The organism is Bacillus sp. FSL K6-4563, assembly GCF_038630405.1.
Lineage (GTDB): Bacteria > Bacillota > Bacilli > Bacillales > Bacillaceae > Bacillus > Bacillus pumilus.
This window is the reverse complement of record NZ_CP152030.1, coordinates 2,642,078-2,664,867: the sequence shown is the minus strand read 5'-3', so window position 1 is coordinate 2,664,867 and position 22,790 is coordinate 2,642,078. Positions and strand designations below refer to the sequence as shown.

Annotated in this window: 21 protein-coding genes; 14 read left to right on the top strand and 7 right to left on the bottom strand. The window is 42.7% G+C overall.

Annotation, left to right across the window (positions count from 1 at the left end; genetic code table 11):
* Nucleotides 1–41: 41 nt before the first annotated feature.
* On the top strand, nt 42–1,310 hold the full coding sequence (gene tyrS, locus MHH54_RS13455; RefSeq protein ID WP_342500335.1) for a tyrosine--tRNA ligase: 1,269 nt from the start codon (nt 42–44) through the stop codon (nt 1,308–1,310).
* A 190-nt stretch (nt 1,311–1,500) separates the two neighbouring features.
* Here the strand turns inward: tyrS and MHH54_RS13450 are convergent, their stop codons facing one another.
* On the bottom strand, nt 1,501–1,857 hold the full coding sequence (locus tag MHH54_RS13450) for an antibiotic biosynthesis monooxygenase (protein ID WP_106035225.1): 357 nt from the start codon (nt 1,855–1,857) through the stop codon (nt 1,501–1,503).
* Nucleotides 1,858–2,059: 202 nt separating this feature from the next.
* Here MHH54_RS13450 and MHH54_RS13445 point away from each other — a divergent pair, with 202 nt between their 5' ends.
* The 4 genes from MHH54_RS13445 (at nt 2,060) to MHH54_RS13430 (ending at nt 6,309) form a co-directional block, all read left to right on the top strand.
* Complete coding sequence (locus tag MHH54_RS13445) at nt 2,060–2,707, top strand: triacylglycerol lipase (RefSeq protein ID WP_034620877.1); 648 nt, start codon at nt 2,060–2,062, stop codon at nt 2,705–2,707.
* A gap of 278 nt (nt 2,708–2,985) precedes the next feature.
* The gene (locus MHH54_RS13440) at nt 2,986–3,549 is read left to right on the top strand and encodes a cysteine hydrolase family protein (protein ID WP_342500334.1); all 564 of its coding nucleotides are present in this window, start codon (nt 2,986–2,988) and stop codon (nt 3,547–3,549) included.
* Nucleotides 3,550–4,273: 724 nt separating this feature from the next.
* Nucleotides 4,274–5,287 (top strand): hypothetical protein, encoded by a 1,014-nt coding sequence (locus tag MHH54_RS13435; protein ID WP_342500333.1) that lies wholly within the window; start codon nt 4,274–4,276, stop codon nt 5,285–5,287.
* Nucleotides 5,200–6,309, top strand: a complete 1,110-nt coding sequence (locus MHH54_RS13430) for a collagen-like protein (RefSeq protein ID WP_342500919.1) — start codon at nt 5,200–5,202, stop codon at nt 6,307–6,309. Before MHH54_RS13435 ends, MHH54_RS13430 begins: the two co-directional genes overlap by 88 nt.
* 180 nt (nt 6,310–6,489) lie before the next feature.
* Here the strand turns inward: MHH54_RS13430 and rpsD are convergent, their stop codons facing one another.
* Together rpsD and MHH54_RS13420 are read right to left on the bottom strand one after the other, a co-directional pair.
* A complete protein-coding gene (rpsD, locus tag MHH54_RS13425; RefSeq protein WP_003216816.1) occupies nt 6,490–7,092 on the bottom strand; it encodes a 30S ribosomal protein S4 in 603 nt (200 codons plus the stop codon).
* 299 nt (nt 7,093–7,391) lie between these two features.
* Nucleotides 7,392–7,889, bottom strand: a complete 498-nt coding sequence (locus tag MHH54_RS13420) for a GAF domain-containing protein (protein ID WP_003216603.1) — start codon at nt 7,887–7,889, stop codon at nt 7,392–7,394.
* Nucleotides 7,890–8,015: 126 nt separating this feature from the next.
* Between MHH54_RS13420 and refZ the strand changes: the two genes are divergently transcribed.
* Complete coding sequence (gene refZ, locus MHH54_RS13415) at nt 8,016–8,681, top strand: forespore capture DNA-binding protein RefZ (RefSeq protein ID WP_003216407.1); 666 nt, start codon at nt 8,016–8,018, stop codon at nt 8,679–8,681.
* Here the strand turns inward: refZ and hisJ are convergent.
* Nucleotides 8,651–9,466: a histidinol-phosphatase HisJ gene (gene hisJ / locus MHH54_RS13410; RefSeq protein WP_003216431.1), complete on the bottom strand. Its 816-nt coding sequence runs from the start codon at nt 9,464–9,466 to the stop codon at nt 8,651–8,653. The genes refZ and hisJ overlap by 31 nt on opposite strands.
* Before the next feature lie 340 nt (nt 9,467–9,806).
* On the opposite strand from hisJ, the gene ezrA reads away from it, so the two are divergent.
* Nucleotides 9,807–11,510, top strand: coding sequence for a septation ring formation regulator EzrA (gene ezrA, locus MHH54_RS13405; protein WP_003216241.1), 1,704 nt, complete (start codon nt 9,807–9,809; stop codon nt 11,508–11,510).
* Between the two features lie 244 nt (nt 11,511–11,754).
* Here ezrA and brnQ (MHH54_RS13400) read toward each other — a convergent pair whose 3' ends face one another.
* A complete protein-coding gene (brnQ, locus tag MHH54_RS13400; protein ID WP_003216733.1) occupies nt 11,755–13,098 on the bottom strand; it encodes a branched-chain amino acid transport system II carrier protein in 1,344 nt (447 codons plus the stop codon).
* Between the two features lie 208 nt (nt 13,099–13,306).
* A complete protein-coding gene (gene brnQ / locus MHH54_RS13395) occupies nt 13,307–14,650 on the bottom strand; it encodes a branched-chain amino acid transport system II carrier protein (RefSeq protein ID WP_050943561.1) in 1,344 nt (447 codons plus the stop codon).
* A 200-nt stretch (nt 14,651–14,850) separates the two neighbouring features.
* Here brnQ (MHH54_RS13395) and MHH54_RS13390 point away from each other — a divergent pair, with 200 nt between their 5' ends.
* The 5 genes from MHH54_RS13390 (at nt 14,851) to MHH54_RS13370 (ending at nt 20,056) form a co-directional block, all read left to right on the top strand.
* On the top strand, nt 14,851–15,993 hold the full coding sequence (locus MHH54_RS13390) for a cysteine desulfurase family protein (protein ID WP_106033050.1): 1,143 nt from the start codon (nt 14,851–14,853) through the stop codon (nt 15,991–15,993).
* A gap of 4 nt (nt 15,994–15,997) precedes the next feature.
* Entirely contained in the window at nt 15,998–17,203 is a 1,206-nt protein-coding gene (gene thiI, locus MHH54_RS13385) for a tRNA uracil 4-sulfurtransferase ThiI (protein WP_106065757.1), read from the top strand.
* A gap of 89 nt (nt 17,204–17,292) precedes the next feature.
* Nucleotides 17,293–17,505 carry an alpha/beta-type small acid-soluble spore protein gene (locus tag MHH54_RS13380; protein ID WP_003216385.1) on the top strand — a complete coding sequence of 71 codons (213 nt, stop codon included), beginning with the start codon at nt 17,293–17,295 and terminating at the stop codon, nt 17,503–17,505.
* Between the two features lie 225 nt (nt 17,506–17,730).
* Nucleotides 17,731–19,311, top strand: a complete 1,581-nt coding sequence (locus tag MHH54_RS13375; protein WP_342500332.1) for an acyl--CoA ligase — start codon at nt 17,731–17,733, stop codon at nt 19,309–19,311.
* A gap of 130 nt (nt 19,312–19,441) precedes the next feature.
* Nucleotides 19,442–20,056, top strand: a complete 615-nt coding sequence (locus MHH54_RS13370; RefSeq protein WP_342500331.1) for a LysE/ArgO family amino acid transporter — start codon at nt 19,442–19,444, stop codon at nt 20,054–20,056.
* Between the two features lie 115 nt (nt 20,057–20,171).
* Here MHH54_RS13370 and MHH54_RS13365 read toward each other — a convergent pair whose 3' ends face one another.
* Nucleotides 20,172–20,603 carry a MarR family transcriptional regulator gene (locus MHH54_RS13365; RefSeq protein ID WP_106033053.1) on the bottom strand — a complete coding sequence of 144 codons (432 nt, stop codon included), beginning with the start codon at nt 20,601–20,603 and terminating at the stop codon, nt 20,172–20,174.
* 117 nt (nt 20,604–20,720) lie between these two features.
* Between MHH54_RS13365 and MHH54_RS13360 the strand changes: the two genes are divergently transcribed.
* Nucleotides 20,721–21,308, top strand: coding sequence for an NAD(P)H-dependent oxidoreductase (locus tag MHH54_RS13360; protein ID WP_106033054.1), 588 nt, complete (start codon nt 20,721–20,723; stop codon nt 21,306–21,308).
* Between the two features lie 104 nt (nt 21,309–21,412).
* Nucleotides 21,413–22,765: an amidohydrolase family protein gene (locus MHH54_RS13355; RefSeq protein WP_342500330.1), complete on the top strand. Its 1,353-nt coding sequence runs from the start codon at nt 21,413–21,415 to the stop codon at nt 22,763–22,765.
* Nucleotides 22,766–22,790: the final 25 nt, after the last annotated feature.

The following is a 22,790-nucleotide window of genomic DNA, read 5'->3' as shown; positions in this document are numbered from 1 at the left end:
GGCGTTTTTTATGTTGAATTGTAAAAAAAGGAGAATTGGATATGAGTCAATTGATGGAAGAGTTATCGTTCAGAGGATTAATTCAGCAGCAAACAGATGAAGAAGGTTTAACAAAATTATTATCGGAAGAAAAAATCAAGCTTTACTCCGGTTTTGACCCAACAGCGGACAGCTTACACATTGGTCACCTATTGCCAATTTTAACATTACGCAGATTCCAGGAAGCAGGCCATCATCCGATTGCTCTTGTTGGCGGCGCAACTGGACTAATCGGCGACCCTAGCTTCAAAAAAGCAGAACGTTCACTAAACCCAGCAGAAATTGTTGAACAGTGGTCAGATAAAATCAAAGGACAGCTCTCTCAATTTCTTGATTTTGAAGCAGGTGAGAACCCAGCCGTTATCGTGAATAACTTCGACTGGATCAGCCAAATGAATGTCATCACGTTCCTTCGTGATATTGGAAAAAACTTCGGTGTGAACTTCATGCTGGCAAAAGATATCGTCAGCTCACGGATTGAGACAGGGATTTCGTACACAGAGTTCAGCTACGTCATCCTGCAATCTTTAGACTTCTTAAACCTTTACAAAAATGAAAACTGTAAGCTGCAAATTGGCGGTAGCGACCAGTGGGGAAATATCACATCTGGACTTGAGCTGATCCGTAAGTCTGAAGCAGAAGGGGCAAAAGCATTCGGTTTAACGATGCCGCTTGTCACGAAAGCAGACGGTACGAAGTTTGGTAAAACAGAAGGCGGCGCCATCTGGTTAGATAAAGAAAAAACGTCTCCATACGAGTTCTACCAATTCTGGATCAACACAGATGACCGTGACGTCGTGAAATACTTAAAATACTTTACGTTCTTATCAAAAGAAGAGATCGCATCGTACGAAGAAAAAGTGCAAACAGCACCTGAAAAACGTGAAGCACAGCGCCGTCTAGCAGAGGAAGTTACGACACTTGTACATGGCCGTGAATCACTAGAACAGGCAGTCAACATCTCAAATGCGCTATTCAAAGGCGAGATTAAATCTCTTTCAGCCGAAGAAGTCAAAGTAGGCTTTAAAGATGTTCCATCAATGGAGAAAAGTAGCACAGAAGAGTTAACACTTGTCGATGTACTAGTGGAATCAAAGCTGTCTCCATCAAAGCGTCAAGCACGTGAAGACATCACAAATGGTGCTGTCTCCATCAACGGAGAGAGACAAACAGATAAAGACTATGTCCTTTCAGCTGAAGATAGAATTGAAAACCAATTTACTGTTTTAAGAAGAGGGAAAAAGAAATACTTCCTCGTCACGTATAAATAAATCTTAAAGAAACAGCAAGTGCACCTCAAATGGTAGGATACATTGAGGTGCTTTTCTTTTTGAGAAGTAGGAATCAACATGAAGACTACTGCAAGTTCTTTGACTTCTTCATCCATATCACTCGTCACGAGAAAGATGATGCTGGCTGATTCAATAAAAGAGGCTCACCATTTTACAGGGGCGTTTTCTCTCATTCGCTTGCTTCTTGTTCAAGGAGTGAATCTTCGTTTGTATAAGCATGTTCTACTTTGCAAATTCGGGTGGTATAGGCTTCATACCAATCTACTTTCCCCTTTTTTTGAACACGCTGATGTGCTGTATGTGCTTTCCATTCTTTGATTGCTGTTAATGAATCCCAGTAAGATACAGTGATCCCAACACCATGTTCATCTCGTACACTTTCGATTCCAAGAAACCCGTCTAGATCTTTTGCTAATTCGTCCATTTTTTGAGCAGCAGCAGCGTATTCTTTCTGCTCGATATTTGTTCGTTTTGATGTAAAAATCACGGCATAGTAGGGTGGAGCAGGTGTTTGCGTCAATAGCATCTAGTAGAACCTCCTTTTGTCTATTCATATTATATATGAAAGAAAATAGATCTCGTAGTCTTTTAGTTTTGATTTACAAGAGACCAAGGTGCTTTTTGATTATTTATAGGGCTGTGAAATCATCTCATAAACATTACCTTGTTCACTTTTCTGACATATTTTTCTTGTATAAAATAGAGTTGTATAAGATGAATAAGGGGGAATGAAAGTGATTCTTTTTAAGAAAAGGAGTTTGCAAATTCTCGTTGCGCTTGCATTGGTGATTGGTTCAATGGCTTTTATCCAGCCGAAAGAGGTGAAGGCGGCTGAGCATAATCCGGTTGTGATGGTGCATGGCATTGGCGGTGCCTCTTATAACTTTGCTTCAATTAAAAGTTACTTGGTCACACAAGGCTGGGATCGAAACCAATTATATGCTATCGATTTCATAGACAAAACAGGTAATAACCGCAACAATGGTCCACGTCTATCCAGATTTGTCCAAGATGTGTTAGACAAAACGGGTGCCAAAAAAGTAGATATTGTAGGTCATAGTATGGGCGGGGCGAACACGTTATACTATATTAAGAATCTTGATGGCGGAGATAAAATTGAAAACGTTGTCACGATTGGTGGAGCAAACGGACTCGTTTCAAGCAGAGCATTACCAGGCACAGATCCAAATCAAAAAATACTTTACACATCTGTCTATAGCTCGGCAGATCTCATCGTCGTCAATAGCCTCTCTCGTTTAATTGGTGCAAGAAACGTCCTGATCCATGGCGTTGGCCATATCGGTCTATTAACCTCAAGCCAAGTGAAAGGCTATATTAAAGAAGGGCTGAACGGCGGAGGACAGAATACGAATTAAAAAATGAAAAAAGGCAGCAGGTATATGCTGTCTTTTTTGATGTCACGCGATATATGACAGCTGCAAGATGAAGATGATCAAATCAGTTCAAATAGGCGAGGTGCTGTCTAACTGTACATCGATTATTGGTATCTATTACATCATGACCAGTGTGTGATTTGTCTTTTTGATGCAAAAACAGACAAAACATTGTGCATAGCCGAATAAAAACATGTACAAAACGAATACCATTCCTTACACTACATGTAGTGAGTAAGAATTTTTGGAGGTGGGCGTTTGTGCAAACGAACCAAAAGGCTTTGATCATTGTTGATGTACAAAAGGCGTTTGAGCATGAAAAATGGGGAGAACGGAATAATCTAGAGGCAGAGAAGAATATCAACCGCCTATTAACATGTTGGAGAGAAGAAGGCTGGAAAGTGATTCATATTCAGCATACAGCTGACAATCCGGACTCTGTATTTCATCCGGCAAATGAAGGGCATCTTTTCAAAGAGATTGCCAGACCGCTAGAGGTAGAAACGGTCATCCAAAAGAAAGTCAACAGCAGCTTTATAGGCACAAACTTAGAGGAACAACTAAGATCAAACGAGATCGACACTGTTGTGATCGCAGGACTTACAACACCGCACTGCGTATCTACAACAACAAGAATGAGCGGAAACCTTGGCTTTGATACGTACCTAGTCTCAGATGCAACAGCCGCCTTTGGACTAACAGATCAAACCGGTACATATTTTGACCCAGAAACGATCCATCGGCTCTCACTTGCAACATTGCATGATGAATTTGCTACTGTCATGACAACAGAGCAATTGATTAGTGATTTGATGGAAAAATAAAAAATCACACTTGAGAGAAACATGGAACAAAAGATCCTCTAGAATTCTAGGGGATTTTTTTTATGATAGATTTTATGGATTTGAACAGTTTCTAGTCATCATGAAAAAAATAGACAAATTTAGCGCAAAATTCAATCAAATTTTCATAAAAGGCTTTTGTCTGAGTCTAGCAAATTATGTTTATTCTACGCTTATCTTTATTCTTTGGATATTTAACTTATCTGCACGTATTTATAGATGTAACATATCTATAATGATAAAGGAGATGAATAACTGATGGGTTGTGATAAGTATAAAAAATGCCCTAAATGTAAACAGAAACTATCAAAATCAAATTGTTGCATCATTTGTGAAACAAAAGTAATTGTAGGACGAAGAGGATTACGGGGATTACGAGGGGTTCGAGGAGCCACAGGAGCGACCGGTCCAACAGGTGCAACAGGCACGGGCACAGGAGCAACGGGAGCAACGGGTGCCGCAGGAGCTACAGGAGCCACAGGTCCAACAGGTGTAACAGGAGATACGGGAGCCACAGGAGCAACCGGTCCAACGGGTGCAACAGGAGATACGGGAGCCACAGGAGCGACCGGTGCAACAGGAGCAACGGGTGCCGCAGGAGCTACAGGAGCCACAGGTCCAACAGGTGTAACAGGAGATACGGGAGCAACAGGAGCAACCGGTCCAACGGGTGCAACAGGAGATACGGGAGCCACAGGAGCGACCGGTGCAACAGGAGCAACCGGTCCAACGGGTGCAACAGGAGATACGGAGCAACAGGAGCACCGGTCCAACGGGTGCAACAGGAGATACGGGAGCCACAGGAGCGACCGGTGCAACAGGAGCAACCGGTCCAACGGGTGCAACAGGAGATACGGGAGCAACAGGAGCAACCGGTGTAACGGGTGCCGCAGGAGCAACAGGCGCAACCGGTCCAACAGGTGCAACGGGAGATACGGGAGCCACAGGAGCGACCGGTGCAACAGGAGCAACCGGTCCAACGGGTGCAACAGGAGATACGGGAGCAACAGGAGCAACCGGTCCAACGGGTGCAACAGGAGATACGGGAGCAACAGGAGCGACCGGTGCAACAGGAGCAACGGGTGCCGCAGGAGCCACAGGTCCAACAGGTGTAACAGGAGATACGGGAGCTACAGGAGCAACGGGTGCCGCAGGTCCAACAGGTGTAACAGGAGATACGGGAGCCACAGGAGCAACCGGTCCAACGGGAGCCACAGGAGATACGGGAGCCACAGGAGCGACCGGTGCAACAGGAGCAACGGGTGCCGCAGGAGCAACAGGCGCAACCGGTCCAACAGGTGCAACGGGAGATACGGGAGCCACAGGAGCGACCGGTGCAACAGGAGCAACCGGTCCAACGGGTGCAACAGGAGATACGGGAGCAACAGGAGCAACCGGTCCAACGGGTGCAACAGGAGATACGGGAGCAACAGGAGCGACCGGTGCAACAGGAGCAACGGGTGCCGCAGGAGCCACAGGTCCAACAGGTGTAACAGGAGATACGGGAGCTACAGGAGCAACGGGTGCCGCAGGTCCAACAGGTGTAACAGGAGATACGGGAGCCACAGGAGCAACCGGTCCAACAGGAGCAACGGTGTGCCGCAGGAGCTACAGGAGCAACCGGTCCAACGGGTGTCAACAGGAGATACGGGAGCAACAGGAGCGACCGGTGCAACAGGAGCAACGGGTGCCGCAGGAGCCACAGGTCCAACAGGTGTAACAGGAGATACGGGAGCTACAGGAGCAACGGGTGCCGCAGGAGCTACAGGAGCCACAGGTCCAACAGGTGTAACAGGAGATACGGGAGCCACAGGAGCAACCGGTCCAACGGGTGCAACAGGAGATACGGGAGCCACAGGAGCGACCGGTGCAACAGGAGCAACGGGAGCAACAGGCGCAACCGGTCCAACAGGTGTAACAGGAGATACGGGAGCAACAGGTGCAACGGGTGCAACAGGAGATACGGGAGCTACAGGAGCGACCGGTGCAACGGGTGCCGCAGGAGCAACAGGCGCAACCGGTCCAACAGGTGCAACAGGAGATACGGGGGCTACAGGAGCGACCGGTGCAACGGGTGCAACCGGTGCAACAGGAGCAACCGGAGCAACAGGAGCAACCGGAGCAACCGGTCCAACAGGTGCAACAGGAGATACGGGAGCTACAGGAGCGACCGGTGCAACGGGTGCAACAGGAGCAACAGGCGCAACCGGTCCAACAGGTGTAACAGGAGATACGGGAGCAACAGGCGCAACCGGTCCAACAGGTGTAACAGGAGATACGGGAGCAACAGGAGTAACCGGTCCAACAGGTGCAACAGGAGCCACAGGAGCAGGGCTAGCTGAATTTGCATATGTATACAATCTAAGTGCTGAAACAGTAGCTTTAGAGGCCCCGGTGATTTTTGACTCAACTGGAATTATTACTTCTGGTATTACACATGCCCCTGGAACTTCTCAAATTATAGTCACCAATCCAGGAAACTACGAGGTCACTTTTTCAGTTTCTGGCGTAGAGCCAAATCAATTTACCCTATTTGTAAATGGAGGTCCTGTGACGAACACAGTTTATGGGTCAGGAGCTGGTACTCAACAGAATAACGGTCAGGCAATCCTCGCTCTAGCAGCGGGTGACACGCTTACTCTTGTAAACCATACTTCCGCAGCAGCAGTTACTCTTCAAACCCTAGCAGGAGGGACTCAAACAAACGTGAATGCTTCTATTATTATTAAAAAATTAGACTAACTTCAATGTGTAGAAATGCTTTTAGAAGTTTTGTCTGGTGCTCGTCTTGTGTATAGTCTGTTTTCTATATATGTTTTAAATTCATTTGTTCATAGGAGAATGCAAACAAAAAACCCTAGACCACCTTGAACAATCAAGGGATCTAGGGTTTGTTTGACCTCTCTTTGGAGAGTCATGAAATTAACGAGAGTAGAACTCAACGATTAGTTGTTCGCTGATTTCAGGCGCTAATTCAGAACGCTCTGGAAGACGAGTGAAAGTTCCTTCAAGCTTTTCAGCATCGAAAGTAAGGTATTCAGGAACGAAGCTGTTCACTTCAACTGATTCTTTCACAACTGCAAGGTTTTGAGATTTCTCACGAAGAGCTATCGTTTGACCTGGTTTCACAGAGAAAGATGGGATGTCTACACGGCTTCCATCAACAAGGATGTGACCATGGTTGACTAGCTGACGAGCTTGGCGGCGAGTACGAGCAAGGCCAAGACGGTATACTAGGTTGTCAAGGCGAGTTTCAAGAAGGATCATGAAGTTTTCACCTTGTTTACCAGGAAGTTTATCAGCTTTGTCAAATAGTGTACGGAATTGACGTTCGTTGACACCGTACATGTGACGAAGCTTTTGCTTCTCTTGTAATTGTAAACCGTATTCAGATAGTTTTTTGCGTTGTCCTGGACCATGTGGGCCTGGAGCGTAAGGGCGTTTTTCAAGTTCCTTACCTGTTCCGCTTAATGAAATGCCTAAACGGCGGGAAATCTTCCAACTTGGACCTGTATAGCGAGCCATAATGTGACTCCTCCTTATTTGTTTTTATTTGTGAAAAATAAAAACCGTCTGTTCTTTGTCTTTTCCGTCATTATGTTTTCATGCATCCTCGCTCCAGCAGCAGGGAGTTACAAGATGCACCTTCATATAGAAGGAACAAAATGATACAAAAAAGCCGAACAAAAAGGCTGCCATATTTCACACAAATTCTATTATATGACGCTGGATAGGAGAAGTCAACCTATTTAGAGGCAATGGCGATGCTTCGCGTCTGCGAAGAAAAATAAAAAAGCAGACAATTTGCCTGCTTTTTTGTAAGGTTACGCATTTGTAGAAGCGGATAATGCCTTTTGGAGTACCTCGGTAAATTGAATTAAGTAGGTTTCATCTACTTCACTGAAACGGTCTTTCACGGGGCTGTCAATGTCGAGCACCCCAATGATCTCTCCATTTACTTTGAGCGGCACGACAATTTCAGATTGTGATGCTGCATCACATGCGATATGTCCAGGGAATGCGTGCACATCAGCGATACGCTGGACGTCACCTGTTGCAAACGCAGTACCGCAAACGCCTTTTCCAGATGGGATACGCACACATGCAGGCAGTCCGTTAAACGGTCCGAGCACAAGCTCGCCGCCTTTAGCCAAATAAAACCCTGCCCAATTGACCTCTGGGAGTGAATGATACAATAGCGCCGCCGCATTTGCTAGGTTGGCAATTAGATCAGGCTCACCATCTGTAATGGCTTCGACCTGTTTAACGAGCAATTGATAGTTTTTTGATGGATCGCCAGACTGTTTTTCGACATGAAACATGAAAATCTCCTACTTTCTATCTCAAAAATACATAACTTGCGTCTCACATGTGGGATTTGTCGAGCAATTGTAAAAGGAACTTCCGCCTTCATCTTGAAGTATGTACACATGAAGAGGGGTGAGCGGATGAAAGCATCAACAACCGTGCAAACAAAAGACCGTATTATTGAAGCTGCCATCAGACTTTTTAACCAAAAAGGATTTTCTGGAACCTCTGTCCGTGAGATTGCGAAGGAAGCAAACGTCAACGTTGCCCACATTTCTTATTACTTTCAAGGAAAAGGAGGGCTGCTTGAGCAGCTCGTATCCGATTTTTATGAAGGCTATATTCACATGATTGAATCACATATCCATCACATGGAAACTCGTCATGCAAAAGAATGCTTACTACATGTGGTTTTTGATATTTTATCTTATCAGCACAAGCACCGTCAATTAACCCGTTTCGTTTATCGAGAGGTGACGATTGATTCGACGCTCATTAGAGAAATTATGTCGACCTATTTAACGAAAGAAAAATATTTGTTTCAGCTCATCATTGAAAAAGGAAAAAGCACCCATGTGATTTGTGAGCAGCTCTCCATCTCCTCTTTTATGATTCAGCTAAAATCACTACTCATGATGCCCTATTTACAGCCGCAATATTTAATGGAGGTGCTTTATTTAAATCCAAATGAGCCTTATTTCTATCAAATGTATTTTAAGGAACTGAGCCGCTCGCTTCATCATTTACTAGAACCCAAAAAGCCGGCATTAGATTCTCATTTAAAACTCATGATGTCTTCGAATTGATCATAAGCATATCCGAGATCTTCCGCTTGATGGGCATCAGACCCAAAAATGAGCGGAATTTTTTTCTGTTTTGCAAGATCAATCATCCATTGATCTAAATAGATACTTCTGGCATATGTTTTACGAAGACCTGATGTATTAAAATCTAAGGACATGCCTTTTTTTGCCGTTTCTTCAAGACAAAGGGTGATCTTTTGACAAAGTGCAGATGTCATCTCAAATGGGAAAAGCTGTTTGAATTTCTGAACAAGGGTGATATGACCGATTCTATTTGGCTTATAGCGACCTAAAGATGATAGAATAGAAGAATGAATTTGGTCATAGTAGCTTTGATAGACCTTTTCGATGCTGCCATAGAGGCTTATTAGCTGCTGGAAGGCATGCTCGTCAAAATCAAGGCAAATATAATCATCTCCAGCAGGAAGAAAGTGAACAGATAAAATGCTATCGTCTAGTTCTGGACCATAGCAGTCTAAAAAGGCACTTGTTTCCTCTTCATACTCTTTGATATAGTCAACCTCAAGCCCAGTTTTTACTATTAATTGGCCTTTGTATTCCTGTTTCAACTGATCCAATTTCGTTATATACGAGTCAAGTTCTTGGAGCTTCATGGCACTATCCTGCTCTGGTGTTGGATCTTGAAACGATGGAGGCAGAGGGGCATGCTCGGTAAAGGTTATGGAATCAAATCCCTTTTTGATGGCTTTTTCAATATAAGAATGAAAAGAATCAAGCGAGCCGTGAGGGCAAAACGGTGTATGTAGATGTGCATCTTGCTTCAGCATGTCGTCACCTCTTGTCGATATTTTGAAAAACGTCATGTTTATCAGCGAAAATAATGAAAAATCATGACCAAAAATGCTGGTTACATGGTATCATAATAACAATGAAAACGACAGCTTCCGCATACATAAAAGCAGGTCACATGGATACGTGTGATCAAATGATAGAAAGCGCTCAAATACTTTCTTGAAAAACATACATACAACCGTGAATGGATGGTATTGGAAAACATACGATCCTGTTTATAAAAAGACAAATGCAAAGCGGACACGAAAGGGTTCTCAGGTCTACTCGGGACACTTTTACCCTGACATCACTTAGATCACAACAAGGGGGCTCATTATGGAGTTTATCATCGGTTTAATTGTCATTTTGCTTGCTTTGTTTTCAGTCGGTTATTTCCTCAGAAAAAATATATATAAAGAGATTGACCGATTGGAAGCATGGAAAATTGAAATTTTAAACAGATCAATTGTAGAAGAAATTTCAAAAATCAAACACTTAAAAATGACCGGAGAAACAGAGCAATTTTTTGAAAGATGGCGTGCAGAGTGGGACGATATCGTCACAGCCCATCTTCCAAAGGTAGAGGAGCTATTATATGACGCAGAAGAGTATTCTGATAAATATCGATTCTCCAAAGCCAAGCAGGTTCTAACGCATATTGAGGATTTGCTGAGTGCTGCTGATTCGAACATTGAAGACATTTTAAAAGAAATTGCAGACCTTGTCACAAGCGAGGAGCAAAATCGCAAGGACATTGAAAAGGTCAAAGAGCAATATCAAACGGTTCGAAAAAATCTGCTTGCGTACAGCCATTTATATGGCACCCTTTATGACAAAATGGAGCAGGACTTAGATGAGGCCTGGGAAGGGATTAAGCAGTACGAGGAAGAAACAGAAAACGGAAACTACATGAAAGCAAGAAAGATTTTGCTTGAGCAAGACCGCAGACTCGACCAGCTTCAACTATATATCAATGATGTACCAAAGCTTATTGCAGACTGCAAACAAACCGTACCAGGTCAGCTGACGAAGCTGAAAGACGGATATCAAGAAATGTCAGAAAAAGGCTACAAGCTGGAGCACATTCAGATCACGAAAGAGATGGAGACTTTAAACAAACAGCTTGCGAGGGCAGAAAAATTGCTCATTGATGAACTCAATTTAGAAGAGGCATCAAGCATTCTGCAAATGATCGATGATGCGATTGAGACGCTGTATGATCAGCTGGAGGCGGAAGTAGAAGCAGGTCAGGAAATCAAAAGCAGAATGCCTGAGCTCACAGAAGCATTCGAAAAGCTCGAGCAAGATCATACACAAACAAAGGCAGAAACGGCTCTTGTGAAAGAAAGCTACAAGCTGACAGCAGGAGAACTCGATCAACAGAAAGCATTCGAAAAACGTTTAGAAGAAATTGAAAAGCTGATGAAACAAATCCGCGAGAAGCTTGATCGTGATCACGTGGCGTATTCATTATTAATGGATGAAATCAATCAGCTGGACACCTTTATCGAGGATGCAAAAGCATTGCATGACACATTTAAAGGTCATCTCCAATCGTTAAGAAAAGAAGAATTACAGGCGAGAGAAACACTGACTGAGCTTAAAACTATGCTGACAGATACAGTACGCCAGCTGCATAAAAGCAATATTCCAGGTGTACCTGCTGAGATGAAAGAGCGGGCTGAAAAAGCGCAGGAGATGATTCATCAAGTGCACGAGCAGCTGGAAAACCTGCCACTCAACATGCCGGCAGTAAATCAGCAATTAAAAGATGCCTCTGACACAGTCAAAAATGTTGTGGATGAGACAGAAGAAATGCTTGGTAAAGTGGATCAAATTGAACGAATCATTCAATATGGCAATCGTTTTAGAAGTCAAAACCACATTCTTTCAGAACAATTGAAAGAGGCTGAACGAAGATTTTACGCCTATGATTACAACGGATCATTTGATATAGCAGCAGCGGCTGTTGAAAAAGCATCACCCGGAGCTGTTCAAAAGCTGTTAGCTCAGCAAGAAAAAGAGTATCAGCATCAATAAAAAAGCTGAAGTCCTATCAATGGACTTCAGCTCAGCGTGTAGACAAACCCTCGCATTCGTTGTCAGTCCTGCGCGCTGGTGCTCACGAATGTCAAATTCGCTCCGCGCCAGTGCTCGTCCTTCCTAGACTTCAAAGGTTTTCTATCACGCTGAACGAAGACAAAGGGTTAAAATAAAGATCATTTTAACCCTTTGTCAACAATCTAAGCTGAAGTCCTATCAATGGACTTCAGCTTTTTTTATATTATGACGCTTGTTTTTGACGCTCTTCTGAAGCAGAAGAAGTGAAAAGAGAGATTACAAATCCGATCACGATTCCAAGTATTGCAGGGACAATCCAGCCTATGCCAAGGTCATATAAAGGCAGTATTGATTGGAAGACGTCTTTTATTGGATCGATTGGAAGTTTCGCTGCTGCTAAGCCGTCAAATAAGCTAACGCAACCTGTTAAAATTAAAGAGAGAGCATATACAGGTCTTCTATGTCCAAGCCACTTATCAGCAAGTGACAAAACAATGATCACAATCGCTAGCGGATAAATCGCAGTTAAAACTGGTACAGAGAAAGCGATAATATGAGCAAGTCCAAAATTCGAAATGATAAAACTGAATAATGTCACGAGTGTAACGACCATTTTATACGAAAGCTTAGGTAGTAACTTCGAGAAATACTCTCCGCATGATGTAACGAGGCCGATACTTGTTGTTAAACAAGCAACCGTAATCGCAGCACCCAACACAATATTTCCTAAGCTGCCAAATAGGAATTGAGAAGACTGAGCCAAGATTTTACTACCATCTCCAACAAAACCAATGGCATGTGTACTTGAAGCGCCTAAATAAGCAAGAGATAGATAAACAAATGTTAATCCGCAGGCTGCAATCAGACCTGCTTTGATACAAGCAGATGTCAGTGCCTTTTTACTTGTCACACCGCGTCCTTTAATGGCGTTGATGACAACAACCCCAAACACTATAGAAGCAAGAGCATCCATGGTTTTATAGCCCTCTAAAAATCCTTTGAAAAATGATCCGTTGCTATAGGATACATCAGGTGTGCCAATGACGCCCATAGGCGTTAAAATGGCTTTGACAATAATAATAAGAATGATCGTAAATTTAATCGGTGTTAACACTTTCCCTACACGATCTACAATCTTCGTTGGATTTAGAGCAAGATAATACGTAATACCAAAAAAGACAAGTGTGAATAAAAGAAGGGAGAGCCAAGCTGGTACACCTGCTAAAAAGGGTAATGCACCAATTTCATATGAAACCGTTCCTGTACGAGGAATAGCGAAAAGCGGCCCAATAGATAAATATAAAATGACGGTAAACGCTGTTCCAAAAGCTGGGTGAGCTTTATCAGCTAATCCTTTCGCATCTCGACCTGTTAAAGCGATCGCAATAATCCCTAGAAGAGGTAAACCGACACCTGTTAATAAAAATCCGCCCATTGCTTTCCATACATTTGTGCCAGCATATTGCCCAAGCTCTGGTGGATAAATCATATTTCCCGCGCCGAAGAATAGAGCAAATAACATAAAACCGATAATAACTGTATCTTTCGTCGACAATGTTGCCTTCATTGAATATAAAGCCTCCAATATTATGTTGAAATATTCTGTTAATTAGTTGCTAAAACCGTTCTTCATTAACATTCACTAATTATAAAGGATGTGCGTCTGATGTCAACATGTGTTTTCGTACAAAAGTCATGAATTTTTCTATTTTAGTATATGGAGGACAATAAAAAAACATCCCCTTCATCTTTGGAAGGGGATGTTTGAAGCATGATTATGATGCGAGCTGTTTAGGCGGGCTAGTCAACATAGAGATGAGTACGCCAATACCTGCGCCGATAATTGCTGGTACGACCCATCCAATGCCTAAATCGTAAAATGGAATGAATGCATCTAAGAAGGCAGGCAACCCACCGAGATTGATTTTGGCAGCTAATAATCCATCAATGATGGCAAAGAAACCAGTAAAGATGAGGGATACTACATAAATCACTCGTCTACCGTTAATCCAGCGGTCAAGGAATGACAATAAAATAATGACAATTGCCAGTGGATATATCGCTACGAGTACAGGGACCGATAGAGAGATGATTTGTGCCAGTCCAAGGTTTGCAACCAATGTGCTAAATAAAGAAACAATGAGTACGACTGTGCGATAAGAAAGTGCTGGGAAAAGCTTTGAAAAATATTCGCCGCATGATGAGACAAGCCCAACACTTGTTGTGAGACAAGCAAATAAAATGGCTACACCAAGGACAATGTTACCAGCAGAACCAAATAAAAAGTTTGCTGATAGTGAAAGCAGTTTGCCGCCTTCATTTGCCCCAACCATTCCGGTTGTATCAGGACTTGAAGCACCGACATAAGCAAGCGAGATATACACTAGTGCTAGTCCAGCTGCTGCAACAAGGCCAGCTTTTATACAGGCCGCCGCAAGAGATTTGCGCTCTGTGATACCTCTTTCTTTAACAGCTGTCACAACAACGATTCCAAATACGAGAGAAGCGAGAGCATCCATTGTTTTATAGCCCTCTAAAAACCCAGTGAAGAGAGGGTTTGCTTTATAAGTCGCATCAGGCGCACCGATTATTCCCATCGGTGTAGCTATGGCTTTAAATACAATAATTGCAATGACCGTTAATAAGATAGGTGTCAACACTTTGCCGATTCGATCAACAAGCTTTGAAGGGTTCAAAGCGAGCAGATACGTAATCGTGAAAAACACAAGGGTGAATAAGAAAAGCGGTACCCATGAAGAGGTTTGTGTTTCAGACAGAAACGGTGCTAAACCAATCTCGTAAGAAACCGTACCTGTTCGCGGGATAGCAAAAAATGGTCCTATGGATAAATACAGAATGACAGTGAAAATGGTTCCAAATATAGGATGGGCTTTATCCGCAAGACCTTTTGCACCGGTACCTGTAAGGGCAATAGCAATAACTCCTAGAAGCGGAAGACCAACTCCTGTGAGTAAAAATCCACCGATAGCAAGCCAAACATTCTCACCTGCATATTGTCCAAGGACAGGCGGGAAAATCATATTTCCTGCGCCAAAGAATAATGCAAAAAGCATTAAACCAATGGCTAATGTCTCTTTTATACTTAAACTATTTTTCAAAATAGTTCCTCCTTATCCAATGTAATGTGCTAAATTTAAATATTCTGACAATTTAGGTGTTTATGTGCCAATTGCACTATGCATGATATAGTGAAAATGAAAAGTTGTCAACTGCCATTTTCAGAAAATTCTCTGTCTGACTTCATTATGGTAACATATAAATGCATTTATTTTTAAAGCTTTTTGTAAGGAGTCCAAGTATGATTTATCTCGATAATAGTGCAACAACAAAACCGTACCCTGAGGTTTTACAAGTATATCAGCAAGTGAGTGAACGTTTTTTTGGGAATCCGTCTTCGCTACATCAGCTTGGAATTGATGCGAGCCGCTTGCTAAGTGAAACGAGAAAACAAATCCTTCACTATACAGGTTTGAAACAATATGAGGTTATTTTTACTTCTGGTGCAACAGAAGCAAATAACATCGCCATTAAAGGAGCAGCTCTCGCCAAAATGAATCGGGGGAAACATATTGTGACAACAGCAATTGAACACCCGTCTGTCATCGAATCGTTTGAACAGCTGAAGGCTTTATTTGGTTTTGACATCTCCTATATTCAAGTAAATGAGCATGGCCATGCAGATATGAATCATTTAAAAGAAGTGCTTCGCCCTGATACAGTGCTTGTCAGCATGATGCACGTCAATAACGAAACGGGTGCCACCCAGCCAATTGAAGAAGCTGCTGGCATGATTCGTGAGCATGCTGAAAATGCCCTATTTCATGTCGACGGGGTGCAGGGAATGTGCAGAGTAGCACTTAATAAACAACTGGATGTGGATCTTTTGACGATATCTGGCCATAAAATTCATGGCTTAAAAGGCACAGGAGCGCTCTTTTTAAAGAAAGGTGTAGTGCTTGCCCCTTTTATCACAGGAGGAGAGCAGGAATTAGGCCTACGTTCAGGTACCGAAAACCCTGCTGGTGCTGTCAGCTTAGCAAAAGCCATGAAACAATCATTCGAGCTGCAAAAAAAACATCATGATGAAATGTTAAACTTAAAAACGCAGCTGCAAAAGCAGCTTGGAGAAATAGAAGGTATTGTCATCAACACACCGCTGACGCAAAGTGCGCCGCACATTGTGAATTTTTCAGTACCAGGTATTCAAATTGAGGTCCTTCTTCATATGCTTGAAAAAGAAGGCATGTATGTTTCTACAACATCTGCCTGTTCAGCCAAGAAAAAAGAGCCAAGCCAAGTTCTCCTAGCGATGGGGAGGCCGGAAGAAGTGGCAAAAAGCAGTATGAGAATCAGTTTGACGTATGGACAAGGACCCGAACTAGCGCCGCAAATCATCACATCGATCGCACAAAGTGTGAAAAAATTAAAAGGAATGAGATAACAGCATGAAATATGATCATATTTTAGTCCGTTTTGGTGAAATTTCAACAAAAGGAAAAAATAGAAAGAAATTTATTGAAAAACTAAGGCAACATATCCGGTTTGTATTAAAAGACTTTGAAGCATTAAAGTATGCATCTGACAGAGACCGCATCACGATCATGCTGAACGGTGAAGACCCTGAACCGATTTCAGAACAGCTTAAAGGTGTATTTGGCATTCAGAGCTTTAGTCTGGCGGTGAAATGTGAGACAAATCTCGATGCCATCAAAGAAGCGGCACTCACAGCGGTACAGGAAGTATATGAACAAGGAAATACATTTAAGGTCTCAACGAAACGCTCTTATAAGCAATTTGAACTTGATTCAAATGAAATGAACCGGGAAATTGGCGGACATGTGCTGAAGAATACGGAAAACTTAACGGTCAATGTCAAACAGCCGGATGTACATTTGCGCATTGAAATAAGAGAACATGCGACATACATTACATTTAAAGATGTCAAGGGTGCAGGCGGACTGCCAGTGGGTTCAAGCGGAAGAGCGATGCTCATGCTTTCAGGCGGCTTTGACAGCCCAGTTGCCGGCTACCAAGCGATGAAACGCGGAATTCAAATTGAGGCCGTCCATTTCTTTAGTCCCCCATATACAAGTGAACGTGCCAAGCAAAAGGTCATTGATCTTACAGAATGCTTAGCTGCATATGGGGGCGAAGTGAAGCTTCACATCGTACCTTTCACAAAAATTCAAGAGCTGATTCACAAACAAGTACCTGAAAACTATACGATGACATCAACAAGAAGAATGATGCTGAAAATCGCAGATAAAATAAGAGAGAAGCGTGATGCTCTTGCGATTATTACCGGTGAAAGCCTTGGACAAGTCGCAAGTCAGACACTTGAAAGCATGTATGCCATTAACCATGTAACCAATACACCAATCATTCGCCCGCTTATTGCGGTTGATAAGAATGACATTATTGATGAAGCGAGACGAATTGGCACATACGATACAAGTATTCAACCTTTCGAGGATTGCTGTACGATCTTTACGCCGCCGTCTCCTAAAACAAAACCAAAGCTTGAGAAAGTAGAACGCTACGAAAGCTTTGCTGATTTCGAGCCAATGCTTGATGAGGCAGTGGATCAAATCGAAACGATTATCGTCACAAATGAGAAGAAAACGGCTGACGAATTCGCTGATTTATTCTAAAATAAAAATTTCATAATAATTACCATAAAATCAATCGCATGAAGTCATGTGTTTCTACACATTCTATATTCACAAGGAGGTGAGAACACATGGCTCAACAAAACAGACAAAGCAGTTCTAATCAATTAGTCGTTCCAGGCGCTGCACAAGCGATCGACCAAATGAAGTATGAAATCGCTTCAGAATTTGGTGTAAACCTTGGACCAGAAACAACAGCTCGCGCTAACGGATCAGTTGGTGGAGAAATCACTAAACGTCTTGTATCTTACGCTCAACAACATATGGGTGGCGGATCTTTCTAAGACACACAATTAAAAAGCTATGGCTTAGGAGCGGGATCATTCCCGCTCTTTTCTTTTTGTACATAAAAATAGTTTGAATATTTACAAAAAAGAAGACGGAATGAAAAAATTATGGCATAATACTAGGAGTAGGTCCTAATTCAAGCATTTTTCAGTTATGAATGTTAGAATAGGTAAATTGAAACATGTTTCGTTTCATAGAAAGAGGCTAAAAGGAGCTGTACCATGAAAAGAGAAGACTTAATTGCACCAGAACAATATAACTTAGTCAGTGAGATTGAAGCATTCAGTCATGACAAGGAGAAAAAGGCCCTGCACTGGCAGGATGGAAATGGCTACGAAGCACATGTGACGTATGCATCTTTAGTGGAAGAAGCAAATAAAATTGGTCATGTATTATTAAATGCAGGCTTTAAAAAAGGCGATAAAATCATTGTGATGGTGCCGCGCATGCTAGAGGCATACAGCATTTATTTAGCGATCTTGAAAACAGGAATGGTCGTCATTCCTTGTTCAGAAATGCTGCGTGCAAAAGATTTAGATTACCGAATTGAACATGCAGAAGCAAAGGGAGCGATCGTTTACTCTTCATTCATTCAATCGTTCGATGGAACCAATCAGCCAAACGATTTTAAAACATTCTCAATCGGTGAAAACGATCATGGCTGGACAAATATTCTTGCGGAAAAGGATCACCAATCAAGCGAGCTTCCAATGGCTCCAACAACACGCACAGACATGGCGTTCTTATCCTATACATCTGGTACAACAGGCAACCCAAAAGGGGTTGTTCATACACATGGCTGGGCATATGCACATTTACGCACCGCTGCCAAAGCATGGCTCTCCATTAATGAAGGAGATAAAGTGTGGGCGACAGCAGGACCAGGCTGGCAAAAATGGGTGTGGAGCCCACTCTTATCTGTGTTAGGAAGTGGAGCAGAAGGCTTTGTATACGGAGGGAAATTCAATCCAAATACATACTTAGAGCTGCTTCAAAAAAATGAAATCAATGTCCTATGCTGTACGCCGACAGAATACCGATTTATGGCGAAAGTAGATGACTTAAGTCAGTACGAGCTTCCAAAATTGCATAGTGCCGTTTCTGCGGGAGAGCCGCTGAACCGTGAAGTCATTGATACATTCAAAAAGCATTTCGATATAGAAGTGCGAGATGGCTATGGCCAAACAGAAAGCACGCTGCTCGTAGGGGTGCTAAAAGGAATGGACATCAAGCCGGGTAGTATGGGAAAACCAACCCCTGGCAACGAAGTCGAGATCATTGATGAAGACGGCAACGTATGCGCTCCTGGAGAAGTTGGTGACATTGCGGTTCATCTCGAAACGCCAGCGCTATTTAAGGAATACTACAAAGATGAAGAGCGTACAAAGGCGCAGCGCCGCGGGAATTACTTTATTACCGGTGACCGTGCGAAAAAAGACGAAGATGGGTACTTTTGGTTTGAAAGCCGTAGAGATGATATCATCGTCAGCTCAGGCTATACCATTGGACCGTTTGAAGTAGAAGATGCACTGATCAAACACGCAGCAGTCAAAGAATGTGCGGTTGTGGCTAGCCCTGATGAAATCAGAGGATCTATCGTCAAAGCATATGTCGTCCTGCGTGATGGAACTGCACAAAGTGACGAGCTAATCAAAGAGCTGCAAACGCATGTGAAAAACACAACAGCACCTTACAAATACCCAAGAGAAATCGAATTTATCGACGAGCTGCCAAAAACACCGTCAGCGAAAATTCGCCGTGTCGAGCTGAGAGAAAGAGAACTTGCACGAAAAGGATCTTGATGAATAAACGAAAAGCGTTTGGATGAAAGCATCCAGCGCTTTTTTTATGGAAAATCAAATATGCTGGAAGCGATCATGATGTTTTATGTTAAAATGTGAAGGAATTGCTGGAAAAGGAGAATGTTAGAAGATGTTCATTGCCATCATTCATGGAATTGTGCTTGCTTTTGGCCTCATTTTACCATTGGGCGCACAAAATGTATTTGTGTTTCAGCAAGGAGCGCTTCAGCCGCGATTATATCAGGCTTTACCTGTCGTTATCACTGCTGCTCTTTGTGACACACTTTTAATTGCGTTAGCTGTCATTGGGGTTTCTGTTGTGGTGTTCACCATTCCTGTGCTGCAAATGTGTCTTTATCTCATTGGGTTTTGTTTTTTAGTTTATATGGGATGGTCCGTGTGGAACACAAGCTCATCAACAGATGCTAAAGAGAAGCAGGAATTCATGCCTGCGAGAAAGCAAATTCTCTTTGCCTGTTCAGTTTCACTTTTAAATCCCCACGCCATTCTCGATACCATTGGTGTGATTGGAACAAATTCGCTTCAATATAACGGGTCAGAAAAATGGGCGTTTACAATCGCTTGTATCATCGTGTCCTGGTTATGGTTTATTGGGCTCGCTCTTTTAGGAAAAATGCTAGGGAAGTTAGATACAAACGGTAAGTGGATGAACCGTATCAATAAAGCTTCAGCGGTCATGATCTGGCTTGTCGCGTTATATATTGCGTATCAATTGATTGTATAAAAGTACATAGAGAAAAAAGAGAGAAGCGTTTGGGTAGATGAGAGCCCGCGCTTTTTTGTATTTTGAAGTTTAGCAACCTTTGCATGAGCGTAGCGCTCATGCTTTTTTCATCAGGTCATTTTTTGAAAATCGTTTGATTTAATAGGCGGAAAGCTTGTACGATATCATCCATTTGTTCTATATCCGAGGAAGTTAGGCTGTCTAATAGCATCCCTTCGATATGCTGAAAGGCTTCGTTCATATAGGTACGACCTTTGTCAGACAGCATGATCACATGCTTTCGCTTATCATCTTTGTCTTCCTTTTTATCTATGAATTGTTTCTCGTGTAGTTTTTTCAGTTCTCTACTGACATTCGGAAGAGACATGTGCTGACAGTCGGCAATTTCACTAGGCGTAAGAGGCTCGCTGACAGCTAGTTGCTCTAGTATTAAGTATTGTAAGGTCGTTAAGTTAGCTGGTTTGACTTTGTTCATCAGGTCATGTTTTAGTTCTGAAAAAGTAGAAGCAAATGCTACGAATTCCTTGAAGAAATGGGGATGCTTCATGTTTATCACCTCCTACGTAACATACCAAAATTATTATCAAAAAACAATTATCATTTGACAACTATATAACGGAGGTATATCCTTTAGTTATCAAATGATAATAAAAGGAGCTAACACATGAATGTACTCATTATTTATACCCACCCCCATCACAATAGTTTAAATGGTGCTTTTTTAAAAGAAATTATGAAAGGCACTGAAGAAAATCCACTAGTTCATGAAGTGAAAATCATCGATTTATACAAAGAAGAATTTGATCCCGTGCTGATTTTTAATAAAGAGAAAAAAAGGCGTGACATGCATAAGGACCCTGACATTCAGGTGTATCAGGAGAAGATCAAATGGGCGGACAAAATCGTGTTCGTATATCCTATTTGGTGGGGAAGACCTCCAGCCATGCTGCTTGGCTTTATTGACCGCATGTTTGCTGCGAATTTTGCTTATCGTCAAACAGGCGGGCTGTTTCCTGAAGGACTGTTAAAAGGAAAAAGTGCTGTTTGTGTATCGACGATGCAAGGGCCAACCAACTACCCTTTGTTCTTTTTGCAAAATGCACACAAGATCTTAATGAAACGAGCCCTTTTACACTATGTCGGAATCAAACCTGTGAAGTTCTTTGAGTTCGGTATGATGGAAAGCCCAAAAGGAAAACATGACGTCAAATTAAAACGTATTTACAACTATTTCAGAAAAATCAGCTCATAAAACAGTTAGCGAAGTCACTTTTCTTCTAATTCGATCCTTTTATGTTTTAAAATAACAGTGAGGGTGGGAGAACTCTTCCTCGTCATTTGAAAAGGGGGATATGGATGAAGAAAACATTGTTTAAAGATGCAGCGCTTTTAACTCTTGATCCAACTTTAGGTTTTTTAGAAAAAGGAGATTTATTAATTGAAGGGACACACATTTTAGAAGTCGGACCTTCAATTGAAGCAAATGATGCTGACATCGTCGATGCGTCCGACATGGTGATCATGCCAGGGCTTGTGGATACACATCGTCATGTGTGGCAGTCTGTCATCAGAGGCATAGGCACAGATTGGTCTTTACAGACATATTTGAGCAAAATCTATTATGGAAACTATGGTGCGATGAGACGCCCATCCGATGATCGAATCGCAAATTATTTAGGGGCATTAGAGGCATTAGATGCCGGAGTGACCACATTTCTAGACTGGACGATGATCAATTCAATGGATCATACAGAAGAACTCATCGGAGGATTAAAGGATGCGGGCATTCGAGCTGTTTTTGCTTTCGGTTCCTCTGGAGATGCTGAGTATTGGGATAGGGGGAGCACGCTCACCAATATGGAGGACGCAGCACGCGTGAAAAAAGCACATTTTCAATCATCAGATCAGCTTTTGACAATGGGGCTTGCGATTCGTGGACCAGAGTTTTCTTCATGGGAAACGTCAGTATTTGAAATTGAAACAGCCCGGTCGCTAGATGCTCTATGCAGTATGCACATTGGCTTTGGGAACTGGGGAGCGGAGGATCGTTCGATTGAGCGGCTTCACAAAGCAGGGTTACTTGGACCTGACCTCAACATGGTGCATATCAATGCAATTGATGCGGATCAAATGAAGATGCTGGCAGATAGCGGCAGCTCCATATCCATTACACCTGAAATTGAGATGATGATGGGTCACGGTTATCCTGTCACAGGACTTGCGATCGAACAAGGTGTTCTTCCAACGCTCGGTGTAGACGTGGTCACAGCGACAGGCGGAGATTTGTTTGCTCAAATGAAATTTGGACTTCAGGCAGAGCGCGCGCTCCAAAATCAATCATTGCTGATGGAGGGCATTATGCCAGGACCTGAACTTGGAATTTCTGCTCAACAAATGCTTGAAGCTGCAACGATCAATGGGGCTCGTGCGTTACAGCTTGACCATAAAATTGGGTCACTCACACCTGGAAAAGAAGCTGATTTCATCCTGATCGACCGGACAAGCATGAATCTTCTACCGATGACAGATCCTGCTGGAGCGGTTGTCCAAACGGCACACCCATCAAATGTTGATTCTGTCTATGTGGCTGGAAAAGCAGTGAAACGAAACGGAAAGCTTGTCGGTGTGAACCTAGAAGAGGTCAAACGGAAAGCTTATGCGGCAAGAGATCATATTCTATCGCATAAGTTTGAATCAACTCCATCATAAACAAATATATCCCCATAGGCAGCGG

Excerpts from the sequence above, each read along its gene's own strand:
- tyrS (WP_342500335.1), top strand. The coding sequence starts at position 42 with ATGAGTCAATTGATGGAAGAGTTATCGTTCAGAGGATTAATTCAGCAG.
- MHH54_RS13450 (WP_106035225.1), bottom strand. The coding sequence starts at position 1,857 with ATGCTATTGACGCAAACACCTGCTCCACCCTACTATGCCGTGATTTTT.
- MHH54_RS13445 (WP_034620877.1), top strand. The coding sequence starts at position 2,060 with ATGAAAGTGATTCTTTTTAAGAAAAGGAGTTTGCAAATTCTCGTTGCG.
- rpsD (WP_003216816.1), bottom strand. The coding sequence starts at position 7,092 with ATGGCTCGCTATACAGGTCCAAGTTGGAAGATTTCCCGCCGTTTAGGC.
- MHH54_RS13420 (WP_003216603.1), bottom strand. The coding sequence starts at position 7,889 with ATGTTTCATGTCGAAAAACAGTCTGGCGATCCATCAAAAAACTATCAA.
- refZ (WP_003216407.1), top strand. The coding sequence starts at position 8,016 with ATGAAAGCATCAACAACCGTGCAAACAAAAGACCGTATTATTGAAGCT.
- hisJ (WP_003216431.1), bottom strand. The coding sequence starts at position 9,466 with ATGCTGAAGCAAGATGCACATCTACATACACCGTTTTGCCCTCACGGC.
- ezrA (WP_003216241.1), top strand. The coding sequence starts at position 9,807 with ATGGAGTTTATCATCGGTTTAATTGTCATTTTGCTTGCTTTGTTTTCA.
- brnQ (WP_003216733.1), bottom strand. The coding sequence starts at position 13,098 with ATGAAGGCAACATTGTCGACGAAAGATACAGTTATTATCGGTTTTATG.
- MHH54_RS13390 (WP_106033050.1), top strand. The coding sequence starts at position 14,851 with ATGATTTATCTCGATAATAGTGCAACAACAAAACCGTACCCTGAGGTT.
- thiI (WP_106065757.1), top strand. The coding sequence starts at position 15,998 with ATGAAATATGATCATATTTTAGTCCGTTTTGGTGAAATTTCAACAAAA.
- MHH54_RS13380 (WP_003216385.1), top strand. The coding sequence starts at position 17,293 with ATGGCTCAACAAAACAGACAAAGCAGTTCTAATCAATTAGTCGTTCCA.
- MHH54_RS13375 (WP_342500332.1), top strand. The coding sequence starts at position 17,731 with ATGAAAAGAGAAGACTTAATTGCACCAGAACAATATAACTTAGTCAGT.
- MHH54_RS13370 (WP_342500331.1), top strand. The coding sequence starts at position 19,442 with ATGTTCATTGCCATCATTCATGGAATTGTGCTTGCTTTTGGCCTCATT.
- MHH54_RS13365 (WP_106033053.1), bottom strand. The coding sequence starts at position 20,603 with ATGAAGCATCCCCATTTCTTCAAGGAATTCGTAGCATTTGCTTCTACT.
- MHH54_RS13360 (WP_106033054.1), top strand. The coding sequence starts at position 20,721 with ATGAATGTACTCATTATTTATACCCACCCCCATCACAATAGTTTAAAT.
- MHH54_RS13355 (WP_342500330.1), top strand. The coding sequence starts at position 21,413 with ATGAAGAAAACATTGTTTAAAGATGCAGCGCTTTTAACTCTTGATCCA.